Origin of the sequence: Enterococcus diestrammenae, from assembly GCF_049384045.1 — a bacterium.
Taxonomy (GTDB): Bacteria; Bacillota; Bacilli; order Lactobacillales; family Enterococcaceae; genus Enterococcus_C; species Enterococcus_C diestrammenae.
Genome location: NZ_JBMRGR010000011.1, coordinates 51,038 through 66,296, shown reverse-complemented (window position 1 = coordinate 66,296; position 15,259 = coordinate 51,038). Strand labels below are relative to the sequence as shown.

The following is a 15,259-nucleotide window of genomic DNA, read 5'->3' as shown; positions in this document are numbered from 1 at the left end:
CGTCTTCCATGACTGAAAAACAGCCGATAGATGATCAAGCTCGGATTCTTCAGTTACAACAGCAACTGAATCAATACGGCTATGAATACTATGTACAAGATCAACCAACTGTCGAGGATTATATCTATGATCAGCTGTATGCCGAGTTAGTACAGTTGGAAAGCAAACATCCTCAGTTGATTACACCGGATTCTCCCACTCAGCGTCTGGGAGGGAAAGTCTTAAAAGGTTTTGAAAAAGTAGTTCATGATGTTCCTCTTTATTCCTTAAATGATGTCTTTAACCAAGAGGAGATTATTGCCTTTGATGAACGGGTGAAAAAAGCCTTAGGAGATTCAGTGTCATATGTTTGTGAACTGAAAATTGATGGCCTCTCTATTTCACTAAAATACGTGGATGGCCTTTTTGTCCAAGGAGCCACTCGTGGGGACGGGACTGTTGGCGAAAATATCACCGAAAATTTAAAAACGGTACGCTCGATACCATTAAAATTGGCCGAACCTTTAAACATCGAAGTGCGGGGGGAATGTTTTATGCCCCGTTCTTCCTTTGTCCGTTTAAATAAAGAACGGGAGGAAGCCGGCCAAGATGTTTTCGCCAATCCGCGGAATGCTGCAGCAGGTAGCTTGCGGCAATTGGATACGAAAATTACTGCGAAACGGAATTTGGACACTTTCTTGTATACGGTGGCGGATTTTGGACCGATGGAAGCTGCTAGCCAAGGGGAGGCCTTGCAAGAATTAGCGAAAAATGGGTTTCATGTTAATCCTGAAGCCCGGATCTGTCATACGGTAGAAGAAATCTGGGCCTACATTCAAGAGTACCATCTGAAACGTGTAGACTTGCCTTATGAAATCGATGGTGTGGTTATCAAGGTGAACGACTTTAGCCAGCAAGACGAGCTAGGATTTACCGTTAAAGCGCCACGGTGGGCAACTGCTTACAAGTTTCCGCCAGAAGAAGCTCAGACGACTCTCCAAGATATCCAATGGACTGTCGGACGCACAGGAGTCGTGACACCTACAGCGGTTATGGACCCGGTCTTTATTGCGGGTTCCACCGTCAGCCGAGCCAGTCTTCACAATATGGATTACATTGCGGCCAAAGATATTCGCCTGCAGGATCAAGTAATCATCTACAAAGCAGGAGATATCATTCCTGAGATTAGCCACGTGGTGCTGGCGCAGCGTCCAAGTGATAGCCAGCCTTACTTGGCACCGACTCATTGTCCAGAATGTGAAAGTGAACTAGTGCATTTGGATGAGGAAGTGGCTCTGCGTTGTATTAATCCCAAATGTCCAGCCCAGCTAAAGGAAGGATTGGCGCATTTTGTTTCTCGTAATGCCATGAATATCGATGGGTTAGGCCCGCGGGTATTGAATCAAATGTACGATAAAGGCCTTGTGAAAGACGTTGTTGATTTGTATAAGCTCACTGAGACACAATTGTTGACCTTGGATAAAATCAAAGAAAAAGCCGCCGACAATCTTTTGCGAGCGATTGATGCCAGCCGCGAAAATTCATTGGAACGCCTGATTTTTGGCTTAGGAATTCGTCATGTGGGAGCCAAAGCCGCCAAAATATTAGCCGAACATTTTGGAGATATGACGCGTTTGGCGCAAGCGGAACAATCAGAAATTGTTGCCCTTGAGACGATTGGTGAAACCATTGCCGATAGTGTCGTCACTTATTTTAGCAATCAAGAAGTTCATGAATTGATTGCCGAGCTACAGGAAGCGGGGGTTAATCTGCGCTATCGTGGGCCACAATTAGCAGAATTGGCTTCGGTGGCATCGCCTTTTGCTGGGAAAACCGTGGTCTTGACTGGTAAACTTTCTCATTATACGCGGGACGAAGCAAAAGAAAAAATCGAGTTGCTGGGTGGCAAAGTCACCGGGAGCGTCTCGAAAAAAACCGATATCGTAGTTGCTGGTGAGGATGCGGGCAGCAAGCTGACCAAAGCCCAATCTTTAGGGGTAACCGTTTGGGATGAGTCGCAAATGGTTCAAGCGATTGAAGGGAGCGAAAAGAATGAAAACTAAACAACTAGTTGCCCTTGGCTTGTGCCTGCTAACGCTTAGTGCTTGTGGCAACCTAGATATGGGCATCTCAAAAACCGATGATGGAGAAAAAACCGAAAGTGGCAGTATTACCACCGGACGAGTAGATGATTCCGTGTATCAGGCCATCATGCCAGATGGCCATTATGAAACCAGTGCCGCTCGTGATGCAGTCGCTTCATTAAATAGTGGGTACAACCAAGAAAACTTTGAGAATGGGCTACTGCGTCTGTCCCACGAAGCTTTTTCACCGGATAAATACTTTTTCCAAGAAGGGCAACACCTAGATTACGATACGTTGAGCAGTTGGCTGGCTCGCAATACCGATGACAACAACCAAGGATTGAATCCAGCAGACAAAAACCAACCATTGATTTTACAGCAAATCTTGGAGCATGACTTTATCGAAGAAGATGGCAAAACTTTAGGGGGGATTAGCTTAGGGTTTGCCTTTAATTCAGTCTATTACGATGGCAACAAAGCCACGGCAGTCAGTCGTGAGGAAATCATGGCAAATGCTCGTAAATCTGTCAATTCCGTTTTAACCCGGATGCGAAAAACAAAAGGCTTGGAGAAAATTCCAATTATGGTGGGCTTGTTTGAACAAGCGGCCAAAGATGATATCGCAGGTGGTAAATATATTTATACGGCAGTCGCCAAGAATGGTGCCACCACCATTGACCAGTTTGACAAGGTTAATGAAGAATACGTTTCTTTGCCAATTCTTAGTGGTAGGGAAAATGCGGCAACGCGTGACGGGGTGGCCACGAAATTTACTACTTTCCGCAATACTGTCCAGAACTTCTTTCCAAATCTGACTGGGGTGACAGCAACCGCTTATTATGCTGAAGAGCAGTTGCAATCTTTGACCATCAAGGTGGATTCTAAGTATTATACGAAAACTGAAATTACCAGTTTTACCCAATATTTAGGCAAACAGCTGGAATCGATTTTTGCCGATGTCAAAGGACAATTGGAAGTCCAAATCCTATCAGTGGAAGGGCCCCAAGCATTTGTCTCCCGAAAAGCCGGTGAGAAAGAGATTATTTCCTATATTTTCAATTAAAGCTTGAAAAATTCCGAAAGTTATTTCATTATAGTAAAGAATAAATCGTTTTTTGTACCAAACATCCAACCGCGCTAAGTTTTTCTTAGGGCAGAAAGTGAGGAGTTCATGGCTATCACAGAAGAACAAGTCAAACACGTCGCAAAACTTGCTAAGCTTAAGTTTGACGATACCGAGTTACATGAATTTACGAATCAGTTAGGCAAAATCATCGATATGGTGGAAATGTTAGAAGAAGTCGATACAGAAGGAGTGGCCTTCACTTCAAATGTTGTGGAAACTGTCAATGTCATGCGTCCAGACCGGGCCCAAGCAGGGATGAGCCGGGATGACCTGATGAGAAACGTACCAGAAAAAGAAGATGGCTTTATCAAAGTTCCAGCGATTATCGATAACGGGGAGGCTGGGGCATAATGACGAAATTATATGATAAATCCATTGAAGAATTACACCAGTTGTTAGTATCAAAAGAGATTACCGCAGTGGATTTGACTCGAGCGACCATCGAACGAATCAAAGAAACTGATGGCCAAGTAGAGGCTTTTCTGAATATTCCTGAAGAAAAAGCCTTAGAGTTGGCACAAGCCATTGACGAAAAAGGCATTGATGAAAGCAATCCATTAACCGGGATTCCGATCGGGATTAAAGACAATATCGTTACCAAAGATATCGTTACCACTGCTGCTTCAAAAATTCTCTACAATTTTGATCCGATCTATGATGCGACAGTGATGGAAAAAGTCTATGCTGCCGATTTTGTACCCGTAGGCAAACTGAACATGGATGAGTTTGCCATGGGGGGCTCCACGGAGACTTCTTATTTCAAGAAAACCAAAAATGCTTGGGATTTCACCAAAGTTCCTGGTGGTTCTTCGGGTGGTTCGGCAGCCGCTGTGGCAGCTGGTCAAGTGCCAGTCGCGTTAGGTTCCGATACTGGTGGCTCCATCCGCCAACCTGCAGCATTTAACGGGATTGTTGGGATGAAACCAACTTACGGCCGGGTTTCTCGTTTTGGTTTGATTGCCTTTGCTTCATCTTTGGATCAAATCGGACCGATGACGCGGACAGTTAAAGATAACGCCTTGACCTTAAACGCTATCGCCGGCTACGATGAAAAAGATGGGACCTCCTCAGGTATTTCCGTACCGGACTTTACGGAAGGCTTAAATGGCGATATTAAAGGCATGAAAATCGGTTTGCCAAAAGAATACCTTGGTGAAGGGGTCCAACCAGGAGTACGAGCAGCCATCATGCAAGCAGCCGCTACTTTCCGTGAATTAGGAGCGACAGTCGAAGAAGTTAGCCTGCCGCATTCTAAATATGGAGTTGCTGTCTACTATATCATCGCCTCCTCAGAAGCTAGCTCAAACTTGCAACGTTTTGACGGTATCCGCTATGGTTATCGCTCAGAAAATGTACAGGACTTGGAAGATGTCTACGTCAACTCTCGTAGTGAAGGTTTTGGTGATGAAGTGAAACGCCGGATTATGCTAGGGACCTTCTCTTTGAGTGCTGGCTACTATGATGCATACTTCAAAAAAGCCGGTCAAGTTCGGACGCTGATTCGTCAAGATTTTGAAAATGTCTTCAATGACTATGATTTGATTATTGGACCAGCGTCACCAACCGTCGCTTTTGGTATGGGAGAAAACATCAATGATCCCATCACGATGTACATGAGTGATATCTTAACAATTCCGGTAAACTTAGCAGGCTTACCAGGGATGAGTATCCCAGCAGGCTTTTCAGAAGGCTTGCCAGTGGGCTTGCAAATCATCGGCAAAGCTTTTGATGAGTCAACGATGTACAAAGCTGCTTATGCTTTTGAACAAGCGACTGATTTCCACACGAAAAAACCAGCGATTTTAGGGGGGAACGACTAATGAACTTTGAAACAGTCATCGGGCTGGAAGTCCACGTAGAATTAAAAACCAACTCTAAAATCTTTTCACCAGCACCGGCGCATTTTGGTGCCGAACCTAACAGCAATACCAACGTCATCGACTGGGGGTATCCTGGGGTTTTGCCGGTAATGAATAAGACTGCCATTGAGTTTGGGATGAAGGCTGCCTTAGCCTTAAACTGTGAAATTTCCAAAGATACGCATTTTGATCGGAAGAACTATTTTTATCCTGATAATCCTAAAGCCTACCAAATTTCGCAATTTGACCAACCTATCGGCCATGATGGTTGGATTGAAATCGAAGTGGCTGGCAAGAAAAAGAAAATCCGGATTGAACGGGTTCATTTGGAAGAAGACGCCGGTAAAAACATGCACGGTATTGGCGGCTACTCCTATGTGGATTTAAACCGTCAAGGAACACCCTTGATTGAAATCGTCTCAGAAGCAGATATGCGCTCACCAGAAGAGGCTTATGCTTATTTGGAAGCTCTCCGCTCAATCGTACAGTTTACCGAAGTTTCTGATGTGAAGATGGAAGAAGGGTCCATGCGTTGCGATGCCAATATCTCTTTGCGCCCTTATGGCCAAGAAGAGTTTGGAACTAAAACTGAGCTGAAGAACTTGAACTCCATGAGCTTTGTCCGTAAAGGGCTAGCGTTTGAAGAAAAACGCCAAGCGAAAGTTTTGCTTTCTGGCGGCGAAATCCAACAAGAGACGCGTCGCTTTGATGAAACCACCAACAAAACGATTTTGATGCGGGTAAAAGAAGGGTCTAGTGACTACCGTTACTTCCCAGAACCAGATATTCCGCGGTTTGTCATCGATGACGAATGGATCCAACGGGTAAAAGCAACCTTACCAGAACTGCCAGCTTCTCGTCGCTTACGTTACGTTGAAGAAATGGGCTTACCAGAGTATGACGCCAAAGTCTTGACTTTGTCGAAAGAAATGTCTGATTTCTTTGAAGAAACCTTGGCTGCTGGTGCCGATCCGAAACAAGCTTCTAACTGGTTGATGGGAGAAGTTTCTGCTTATTTGAACAGTGCTAAACTGGAATTGGGCGAAACAAAATTGACGCCACAAAACTTAGCGGGGATGATCACGCTGATTGCTGATGGTACGATTAGTTCTAAGATTGCCAAGACCGTCTTCAAAGAGTTGATTGAAAACGGTGGCGATGCCAAAGAAGTGGTTGAGAAAAAAGGCTTAGTTCAATTATCTGACCCTGCACAATTGTTACCAATCATCAATGAGATATTGGATAACAACGGGCAATCCGTGGAAGACTTCAAAAACGGTAAAGACCGGGCTGTTGGCTTCTTAGTCGGGCAAATCATGAAAGCTACCAAAGGAAAAGCGAATCCTGGTGTAGTAAACAAACTCTTGCAAGAAGAATTAGCGAAACGGTAATTCTTGCTAAACCTTAGTCAAATAGCTTGAAGCAACGGTCTGTGTCATATATGGCGCAGACCGTTTCCTTGTGTTAAAATCTAAAGGATGATGAAATTTGAGAGGAGCGGCTGATATGAAACGTGCCCGTGTGATCTACAATCCCACCTCAGGTAAAGAAATAATGAAACAAAATTTAGCCGATATTTTGGATGTATTGGAACAGGCTGGGTTTGAAACCAGTGCTTATGCTACGACTCCAGAGTTAAACTCTGCTAAAAGAGAGGCGGAGCGCTGTGGCTTAGCTGGCTTTGACTTAATCGTTGCAGCTGGTGGAGATGGTACTATCAACGAAGTCGTCAATGGGATTGCCCCTTTAGAAAAGCGACCAAAAATGGCAATTATTCCAGCAGGGACAACTAATGACTATGCGCGGGCGCTGAAAGTTCCTCGCAATGATGTCAAAAAAGCTGCCGAAGTGATTTTAAAAAATCAGACTATCAAAATGGATATCGGTAAAACCGATGATGACTACTTTATTAATATCGCAGCCGGGGGTCACTTAACAGAATTGACCTATGATGTGCCTTCAGAGTTGAAGAGTATTTTTGGCTATTTGGCTTATTTGGCCAAAGGAGCCGAACTTTTACCGCGAATCAAACCGATACCCATGAAATTAATTTATGATGATGGGGTTTATGAAGGCAATGCTTCAATGTTTTTCCTTGGGTTAACCAATTCAGTGGGAGGCTTTGAACAAATCGCGCCGGATGCCAAACTGGATGATGGAAAATTCTCCTTGATTATCGTTAAAACCGCCAATGTATTTGAAATCGTGCATTTGGTAGCGTTGATGATGAATGGTGGCAAGCATATCAAGGACCCGCGAATTCTCTATACCAAAACCTCAAAATTGGAAGTCATTCCCAAAAGTGGTGATCGCTTGATGATTAATTTGGATGGCGAGTATGGAGGCGATGCGCCGATGAGTTTCACCAACTTACATCAGCATATTGAAATGTATGCCAGTTTAGACGATATCCCTGATGATGCTGTCGTTGGGGAAGAAGAGGACTTTGATATGGTGAGTAAAGAGTTTATTCAAGAGGTGGAACAACTAACGCAAGAAGATATCGATGGCGATGGGACGATACCACCGTCTGAGGATCCGTCAAAAACAAACGAAAATACTGACTAAGAGAGAAAGCGCCGGTTATCATGCCGGTGCTTTGTTTTGCCTTAAAACGATGGGAAAATGATTGTAACTTTGCGGGCTTTCCCGTATGATGAACAAAGAAAGTCGAGGGATCAAGATGAAAGATTACCCAGTAAAAAAAAATCAAGAACTAACCGTAACGATTAAAGACCTCTCCCATGAAGGCATGGGGATTGCCAAAGTCGATCATTACCTTTTATTTATTGAAAATGCGCTGCCAGGAGAAGTGGTGGATATTAAAGTGTTGAAAGTCGGCAACAAGTTCGGCTTTGCAAAAGTCATGAAATATCAAAGCACTAGCCCTGATCGGGTAAAAAACGCCAACGAAGATTTGTTGCGGACCGGGATTGCGCCATTAAGCCATTTGTCCTATGAAGCACAACTAGTCTTCAAACAAAAACAAGTGGAAAACAACTTGAAAAAAATTGCAGGCATGCCTGAGGTTCCGGTATTGCCAACGATTGGCATGACCAAACCAGATCACTACCGCAATAAAGCTCAAATTCCAGTCCGTAAAATCGAGGGTAAGCTGGCGACTGGTTTTTATCGCAAAAATAGCCATGATATGATTGCTATTGAAGATTTCTATATTCAAGACGAAGCCATTGATGAAGCCATTTTGAAAGTTCGCGAGATTTTGGAGCGCTTCGGTGTGAAAGCCTACAATGAAACCGCCCATGAAGGTTTTTTGCGGCATATTGTAATTCGTCGCGGTCATTATAGCCATGAGATGATGGTGGTGTTGGTTACTCGTAAAGCCAAATTTTTCAAAGGGGAAACCATTGCTGAGGTGATTCACGAAGAAATTCCGGAAGTGATTTCCGTGATCCAAAACATCAATGAAGAACGTACCAATGTGATTTTTGGGGAGAAAGAGGTGGTCTTGTATGGAAAGAGTTATATTGAAGACCAATTGCTTGGAAAAACTTTCCGCATCTCGGCTCCGTCATTTTATCAAGTGAACACCGAACAAGCTGAAATTCTCTATGAAACAGCCTTTGATTTTGCCCAATTGAAAAAATCAGACGTGGTTATCGATGCCTACTCAGGGATTGGGACGATTGGCTTGTCAGTAGCTGACCGGGTAGAACATGTCTATGGTGTGGAATCTATTCCAGAAGCCGTCGCTGATGCCAAAACCAATGCTGAAATCAACGGAATTGAAAATGCCACTTATTTGGTAGGCAAAGCGGAAAAAGTCATGACGCAATGGGCCCGAGAAGACTTGAAACCAAACGTTATCTTCGTCGATCCGCCACGAAAAGGCTTGGATGTGCGATTTATTGAAGCGGCAGTTAATGTGGCACCGGATCGGATTGTTTACGTATCGTGCAACCCAGCCACGTTGGCTCGGGATTTGAAACTTTTTGCGGCATTCGGCTATCAGGCTGAAAAAGTACAGCCGGTGGATCTGTTTCCTCAGACGTATCACGTAGAGTGTGTGTGTTTGCTACAACGACATTAAGACTGGAAATCCTTAATTTTAACCACTTTTTCAAATATATCGTATTTACCAGTGAGGGGAATAAAATCCGAAATAAAGAGATTAGAGATTATATAGGTGTGTCGGTAGTGATAGACCTAGTAAGTAGGAATACAACAAATGAAAATGAAATATTGGAGTAGATAGTTTGTATTTACTCGTTTGAATTGGACGTTTCTGTAAAAGGAAGCGTCTTTTTTTACAACATCCTGCTACGGCGGGATACTTTTTTCATACTTTCATAAAATGCAATGAAGCATTCTGCAGAATCAGGGTGCTTTTTAAGTTGTGACAGGTTTTTAGGAGCTGCCTTGTGATAAAATGGTTGTATATACATTTACTGAAAGGGGATACTGCGATGGATAACAAAGTTAATACATATGTGACATCCTTAAAAGAGCTACTAAATCGCAACAACACGACTATTCCAGATTATCAGCGACCTTATACTTGGAAAGCTAAAAATGTGATTCAACTCTTGGATGATGTTGTACGCTTTTCTAAATTTCCTGAATATCGAATCGGAACCATTATTTTGCATAAGAATGGTACTACACTTGATATCGTTGATGGCCAACAAAGGATTATCACAAGCCTACTGATAACTCGGTATTTGAATGATAAGCAGCGAAAAGAGCTAACATCAATTGACATTCCAGAGCATCAGAGAACAATTGAAAATGTGGTGAATAACAATAAAGTAATTGGTGAGTACTTTGAAAGAAATCCCCACAGCAAAGAAATAATTGAGGACTACTTCCTTTCAAACTGTACGGTACAAGTCTTGGAATTAGCCAATCTTGACGAAGCTTTTCAGCTATTTGATTCATCAAATAACCGAGGCAAAGCCTTATACCCAACGGACTTATTAAAAGCCTTTCATCTTCGTGAGTTGAAGGGAACAGAAGAAAGAAAACTTGAAATGGTTGAATTATGGGAGAATATTCAGCCTAGTCATATTCACACGCTGTTTTCTGAGTATTTATTTAGGATAAAACAATGGTCTAAAAATAAAAATGTCTCAGATTTTGGGTTCTCGAATAATGATATCGATTTATTTAAAGGCGTCAGCGAAGGGGATAACAACTCCGAATTAAACTGGGCAAAACCAATTTTGATGGCGAAGAATTATGTGGATACCTTTAACCGTCAGAATCAAACGATGATTGAGTTTCATGCGCTACCGGAAATGAATTACGCATTTCAAATTGACCAGCCTATGATTAATGGAGAGTATTTCTTTAAATTTGTTGATTTTTATAACAACATTCTTGAAAAACAAGGTTTCTATTCTGATGAAGCAAGTCCGGGTGCAAACTCCATCCTTTCGTTATTCGCAGAAACAAGGGACAAGAAGTATTTTAGATTTGTTCAATCTTTATATAAAACATCAATGCTATATGCCATTGATAAATTTTCAGACAGTCAATATAGCATGATTGAAAATATATGTTTTCATTATGCATATTATCCGCGCTTTTACTTTGAACAAGTTCAGAAAAAGAGCATCAACAAATTTGTCATCAATAGCGATGCAGATATAAAAAATTTATTTAACTATATAGCTGAATCATACTCAACCAATCAGCTCTCGCATTTTGAGGTGCCAATTGATGATAAGCTCAAAGACTCTCAACGAGAAAAAGTAAAAAATAAATCGCCTAAAATAGCTGAAAGATATCTAGGGGGTGAGGACTAATGGCATACTTCAACATTCGTGACATATTTCAAAATGCCTACAGCATTCCAATCTATCAAAGAGCTTATGCTTGGACAGAAAAAGAAATCAACACGCTAATTGATGATGTATACGATTACTATCAGCGTGAAAACAATCAAAACTATTATATCGGATCGCTAGTTATCCATTCTGATACTGATGATGTGACTAGTGTCATTGATGGCCAGCAGCGGCTCACGACTCTATCGTTGTTGATTTGTTATCTAAAAAATGAATCACAATATTCGGACCTAGCCAGCAATTTAGATGTGAGTTTAAATTTTGAAAGTAGAAAACGTTCAACGGATATTTTTCGTACACTGAAGAATAAAGATAGCTTTGAAAAAATATTAGATTTAGATAATGAGTTAGTTGATGGGTATCGAGTAATTAGAAAGAAATTTCTGGAGAAAGATAGTTCTACCCATTCTGATAAGTTTGACGAGGGTTATTTTAAATATTTGCTTGAAAATGTCATATTAATAAAAAATGAACTTCCTAAAGATACAGATTTAAATCACTATTTTGAAATAATGAATAACCGCGGTGAGCAGCTTGAAAAACATGAGATTGTAAAAGCATACTTGTTGGGGTTGCTACCTGATGAAGATTCGAAGGGAAGAAGCGTTATATCTGAAGTTTGGAATGCTTGTCAAAGACTAGATAAATATGTTCAGATTGGTTTTAAGCCTGAAGTTCGCAAACAATTATTCTCTTCCAATTGGAATCAGTTTATTCCAACTGATTTTATTCAAATTATTTCAGCATTTCCAAACGGCGACAGCTCATCAGTGTATAAAGCTATTTCACTGAATGAAATGTTGCAAATGACGCCTAATCCCGAGAAAGCTGATGAGACAGACGATACGGGTCGATATCATTCCATCATTAATTTTCCTAATTTTATTCTTCAAGTACTGAAACTGTTAAAGGACAAAGATACATTCGATTGGAATTACGAATCAAGAGGGATTTCTTTGGACGATAAGAGGTTGGTTGACCAATTCGAGGAACAGATTACGTCAGTTCAAGATGTTTATGAATTCATGTACTTGCTGCTAAAGACACGTTTTGTTTATGATAACTACGTGATAAAGACGGACAGCATAAATGATAATTCATCTGATGACTCGAACTGGAGTTTGCACAAACCTTATATGCTTATTGGGAAGAATAGAAACAATAAGAAACTTTCGCCTCGTAATACGTTTTATGATGATGACGTTACTCAAAATATCGTGGTGAAAATTGAATCTATGTTCCAGGTCACCGACCCTCGACAGATTTATAAGAGCTTTCTGTTTGGACTTCTGCAAATCTTAAATGATGATGATGTTCTGAGCGACAATGACCTGTTGGTTAAAAAACTGATAGCATTTGCCAGTCAACGTTTCACGTCACTTACTAAAAATGATTCGGTATTTGATAGTGGGGTAGATACGCCTAACTACATTTTTAACTTCCTCGATTTTGTTTTGTGGTATCAAGAAACGCATGGAGCTAATCGTGGAATCAAAGCTACGGATTTTGAATTTAAGTACCGAAATTCTGTAGAGCATTTTTATCCTCAGAATCCTAACGCGGACGAAGGTCATGAAAAGTTGCGACCGGAAGAGTTAAACAACTTTGGAAATCTGTGCATCATGGCTCGTGGTCATAATTCACTGCGTTCGAACTTGATGCCGGATGCTAAGATAAAAGAGTTCAAAGCTACGGATCAAAGTTTAAAATTTGAATTGATGCAGAAATTGGCTGAAAATGATGGTATCTGGTACATCGACCAAATCAACAAGCACAGCCAACAAATGAAAGATATTCTTTCTGAGTTCGTTGAGAAGGATGATAAGTAACTTTAGAATATAGATCATTGACTGTCCTTATTAACGTCTCGAGCACAGCCATAGAACGAATGTGATATAATTATATATATACAATCAAGATTAGGTGGTGACTTGATATGGAAGAAACAGAATTGGAAAAAATCGTGACCGAAAAAACTAAAAAGAAAACTCACAAAATTGTGAGGACTATTGGGGCAACCTCAATTGCAATTGGATCAGCTGTTGTAGCAGCTAAAGCAGTTCCAAAATTGGCTGCTGCAATTAATAAAGCTTCTGTAAAATACTCTAACCATAAATCAGATGAGGATGATTGGGGACCTGAAATGGTTAAAAAGATTGATTATAAGGAAAGTGAGAGGGATGAAAATGCAGATTGAAACAGATAAAATGGCTCAGCAATTAATCGATACTGTTAATGATAAGATTAAAAATCTGAAAACTCTCAACATCATAATTATAGGAAAATCCGGAGTTGGGAAGAGTACATTGATTAACACTCTTTTCCGTGGAAATTTTGCGGAGACAGGATTGGGACGCCCGGTTACATCTGAAATCAGAAAATTATCCAAAAAAGATTATCCACTGTCCATTTATGATACACCAGGGTTTGAGCTTTCACATGAGCAACAGGCAAAAGTGAAGGATGAGGTATTAGAACTAATAGACAAGGGCTACGCAGCAAAAGATATAAACGAAGCAATCCACTGCATCTGGTATTGTGTTAATGTCGGTGCAAATCGTACTTTTGATAGTTCAGAGATAGAATGGTTGAAATCATTTGCTGAAAGCAATAAAAAATCTCAGGTTCCGATTATTGTCGTTTTAACTCAAGCAGTTCCTAAAAAGAAAGCTGCTGAAATGAAAACAATGATTGAAAAAGAAAATCTGGATATTGTTAAAGTTGTGCCATTACTTGCACAAGACATGGATTTTGATGAAGAATATATTGCTAAAGCATATGGACTCGATTCTTTAATTGACGTTATGACAGAAGTGTTGCCTAGTGAGTTACAAAACACATTACAAAATGTTCAAATTGCTTCTCTAGAATCAAAAAAAAAGGCAGCTAGGGCTGCAGTAGCTGCCGCAGTAGCTGCTGCAGTTGGGGAAGGTTTTGCGCCAATCCCTTTTGCAGATGCAGCCTTATTAATTCCCACACAAGTTGGGATGATTGCTGGCATAACTGTTATTTTTGGTTTGGATATAAGTAAAAGCTTTTTGACCGCATTTGTTTCTTCGACTATTGGGTCATCTGGTGCAACTGTGCTTGGCAAGACTATAGTAGCGAATTTATTGAAATTTATCCCTGGGCTAGGAACTGGAGCAGGAGGTGCTATTTCAGCAACTACTGCCGGGTTGTTAACTACCGCTCTAGGTTTGGCTTATATTCAAATTATGGAAATGGTTTACAATGGTGAAATTTCCAAAGAAGATTTGTATTCGGCTGAAGGTAAAAAAACCATGAAATCCTTGTTTAAAAATCAACTTAAGAATAGCTCAAATGTAGAAGTTAACGGATGAGGACAGCCAATGGATAAGAATTTAGATGAAATCTTTGATCTTATTATTGCTGGTGAGTCTAAACGCATAATCAGTATTTCAAATGGTGTTAAGGTAGAAAAGTCTCCATCGTATTTCAGAGACATGAAACGTATGTACAGTAAAAGTTGGGACACAATGTATAACCCAAACAATGTTTTCATTCCGTACATTCTAGTAAGCATTGAGTTTATCCTTAGACAGCTTGTAGATGTTGATATAACCGTTTCTACAAAAGCACGTACGTACGGTAGTGTGAGAGGGGTGCGAACCTATGCGTTCGGACCTCTACTCGATTTAATATCAGGGGAGGATACAAATGTACGATTGCGATTTTATCAGAGAACAACAAAAATTTCGTTATCGAGCAGCAGCGATTATTGTGGAAGAGGGGTGTGTCCTCTTTGCAGGCAATCAACGGGAAGATTACCTTTATTCGATTGGTGGCGGAGTTCATTTGGGAGAAAAGGCGGAAGCTGCTGTTTTACGAGAAGTCTTTGAAGAGACTGGCGTGCGTTACGAGATTGACCGCCTGGCTGTGATTCATGAGAATTTTTTTAATGACAATACTGGTTCATTAAAAGGGTTGGATTGTCACGAAATTAGTTTCTATTTTTTGATGAAACCACGAGGCACCCAAAAGTTAGACAGTGAGAGCTATACCCTTGGAGTCAGGGAAGAGATGCACTGGATTCCTATCGAGGCTTTGGATGAATACAAAGCTTTCCCCAGTTTTTTAAAAGACTATCTCACTGAGGTCCACGAAGGAATTGAGCATATTATCACTGACGAACGAAGGTAACTTTCGAGAGTACGGACCTCGAATCATTAGCAAGCGCCCAACTTAATCCCGAAGATGCTAGTTGGACTTAGCGACTTTTGCTTAGTCCAACTGTTTGCGGTGGCTGAGCTAGTTCGTGAGGTCAGATATTTTAGACTTGGTATGATGGAATTTTCATTTGCGAAAAATTTATAATATCTCAGTCTATAAAACAGCCTCCAGATTAGAATACGCAAATCGCTTTTTCAATGATCAGTTGGT

General features: G+C 41.0%; 12 protein-coding genes. All 12 read left to right on the top strand.

All coding sequences use genetic code 11. The features are described from left to right. Positions 1-8 precede the first annotated feature (8 nt). The 12 genes from ligA (at position 9) to ACO03U_RS08955 (ending at position 15,019) form a co-directional block, all read left to right on the top strand. The gene (gene ligA / locus ACO03U_RS09010) at positions 9-2,042 is read left to right on the top strand and encodes an NAD-dependent DNA ligase LigA (RefSeq protein ID WP_204686997.1); all 2,034 of its coding nucleotides are present in this window, start codon (positions 9-11) and stop codon (positions 2,040-2,042) included. After that, positions 2,032-3,126, top strand: coding sequence for a CamS family sex pheromone protein (locus tag ACO03U_RS09005; protein WP_204686996.1), 1,095 nt, complete (start codon positions 2,032-2,034; stop codon positions 3,124-3,126). The genes ligA and ACO03U_RS09005 overlap by 11 nt, the downstream gene beginning before the upstream one ends. A 108-nt stretch (positions 3,127-3,234) precedes the next feature. Continuing rightward, a complete protein-coding gene (gene gatC, locus ACO03U_RS09000) occupies positions 3,235-3,540 on the top strand; it encodes an Asp-tRNA(Asn)/Glu-tRNA(Gln) amidotransferase subunit GatC (protein WP_204686995.1) in 306 nt (101 codons plus the stop codon). Beyond that, a complete protein-coding gene (gene gatA / locus ACO03U_RS08995) occupies positions 3,540-5,009 on the top strand; it encodes an Asp-tRNA(Asn)/Glu-tRNA(Gln) amidotransferase subunit GatA (RefSeq protein ID WP_204686994.1) in 1,470 nt (489 codons plus the stop codon). Before gatC ends, gatA begins: the two co-directional genes overlap by 1 nt. Beyond that, a complete protein-coding gene (gatB, locus tag ACO03U_RS08990) occupies positions 5,009-6,439 on the top strand; it encodes an Asp-tRNA(Asn)/Glu-tRNA(Gln) amidotransferase subunit GatB (RefSeq protein ID WP_204686993.1) in 1,431 nt (476 codons plus the stop codon). The genes gatA and gatB overlap by 1 nt, the downstream gene beginning before the upstream one ends. A 115-nt stretch (positions 6,440-6,554) precedes the next feature. Further along, positions 6,555-7,616, top strand: coding sequence for a diacylglycerol kinase (locus ACO03U_RS08985; RefSeq protein ID WP_204686992.1), 1,062 nt, complete (start codon positions 6,555-6,557; stop codon positions 7,614-7,616). Between the two features lie 115 nt (positions 7,617-7,731). Further along, on the top strand, positions 7,732-9,099 hold the full coding sequence (gene rlmD / locus ACO03U_RS08980) for a 23S rRNA (uracil(1939)-C(5))-methyltransferase RlmD (protein WP_204687028.1): 1,368 nt from the start codon (positions 7,732-7,734) through the stop codon (positions 9,097-9,099). A gap of 376 nt (positions 9,100-9,475) precedes the next feature. Next, positions 9,476-10,816 (top strand): DUF262 domain-containing protein, encoded by a 1,341-nt coding sequence (locus tag ACO03U_RS08975; RefSeq protein ID WP_204686991.1) that lies wholly within the window; start codon positions 9,476-9,478, stop codon positions 10,814-10,816. Next, positions 10,816-12,687 carry a DUF262 domain-containing protein gene (locus tag ACO03U_RS08970; RefSeq protein WP_204686990.1) on the top strand — a complete coding sequence of 624 codons (1,872 nt, stop codon included), beginning with the start codon at positions 10,816-10,818 and terminating at the stop codon, positions 12,685-12,687. The genes ACO03U_RS08975 and ACO03U_RS08970 overlap by 1 nt, the downstream gene beginning before the upstream one ends. A gap of 107 nt (positions 12,688-12,794) precedes the next feature. Continuing rightward, positions 12,795-13,055 carry a hypothetical protein gene (locus ACO03U_RS08965; RefSeq protein WP_204686989.1) on the top strand — a complete coding sequence of 87 codons (261 nt, stop codon included), beginning with the start codon at positions 12,795-12,797 and terminating at the stop codon, positions 13,053-13,055. Then, positions 13,045-14,199, top strand: a complete 1,155-nt coding sequence (locus tag ACO03U_RS08960; RefSeq protein ID WP_423104634.1) for a YcjF family protein — start codon at positions 13,045-13,047, stop codon at positions 14,197-14,199. The genes ACO03U_RS08965 and ACO03U_RS08960 overlap by 11 nt, the downstream gene beginning before the upstream one ends. 337 nt (positions 14,200-14,536) lie before the next feature. Continuing rightward, positions 14,537-15,019 carry an NUDIX hydrolase gene (locus tag ACO03U_RS08955; protein WP_204686987.1) on the top strand — a complete coding sequence of 161 codons (483 nt, stop codon included), beginning with the start codon at positions 14,537-14,539 and terminating at the stop codon, positions 15,017-15,019. Positions 15,020-15,259: the final 240 nt, after the last annotated feature.

Bases quoted from the DNA above. Each gene is read 5' to 3' on its own strand.
- ACO03U_RS08970 (WP_204686990.1), top strand. From the start codon at position 10,816: ATGGCATACTTCAACATTCGTGACATATTTCAAAATGCCTACAGCATT.
- ligA (WP_204686997.1), top strand. From the start codon at position 9: ATGACTGAAAAACAGCCGATAGATGATCAAGCTCGGATTCTTCAGTTA.
- ACO03U_RS08960 (WP_423104634.1), top strand. From the start codon at position 13,045: ATGCAGATTGAAACAGATAAAATGGCTCAGCAATTAATCGATACTGTT.
- ACO03U_RS08965 (WP_204686989.1), top strand. From the start codon at position 12,795: ATGGAAGAAACAGAATTGGAAAAAATCGTGACCGAAAAAACTAAAAAG.
- gatC (WP_204686995.1), top strand. From the start codon at position 3,235: ATGGCTATCACAGAAGAACAAGTCAAACACGTCGCAAAACTTGCTAAG.
- gatA (WP_204686994.1), top strand. From the start codon at position 3,540: ATGACGAAATTATATGATAAATCCATTGAAGAATTACACCAGTTGTTA.
- ACO03U_RS08985 (WP_204686992.1), top strand. From the start codon at position 6,555: ATGAAACGTGCCCGTGTGATCTACAATCCCACCTCAGGTAAAGAAATA.
- gatB (WP_204686993.1), top strand. From the start codon at position 5,009: ATGAACTTTGAAACAGTCATCGGGCTGGAAGTCCACGTAGAATTAAAA.
- rlmD (WP_204687028.1), top strand. From the start codon at position 7,732: ATGAAAGATTACCCAGTAAAAAAAAATCAAGAACTAACCGTAACGATT.
- ACO03U_RS09005 (WP_204686996.1), top strand. From the start codon at position 2,032: ATGAAAACTAAACAACTAGTTGCCCTTGGCTTGTGCCTGCTAACGCTT.
- ACO03U_RS08955 (WP_204686987.1), top strand. From the start codon at position 14,537: ATGTACGATTGCGATTTTATCAGAGAACAACAAAAATTTCGTTATCGA.
- ACO03U_RS08975 (WP_204686991.1), top strand. From the start codon at position 9,476: ATGGATAACAAAGTTAATACATATGTGACATCCTTAAAAGAGCTACTA.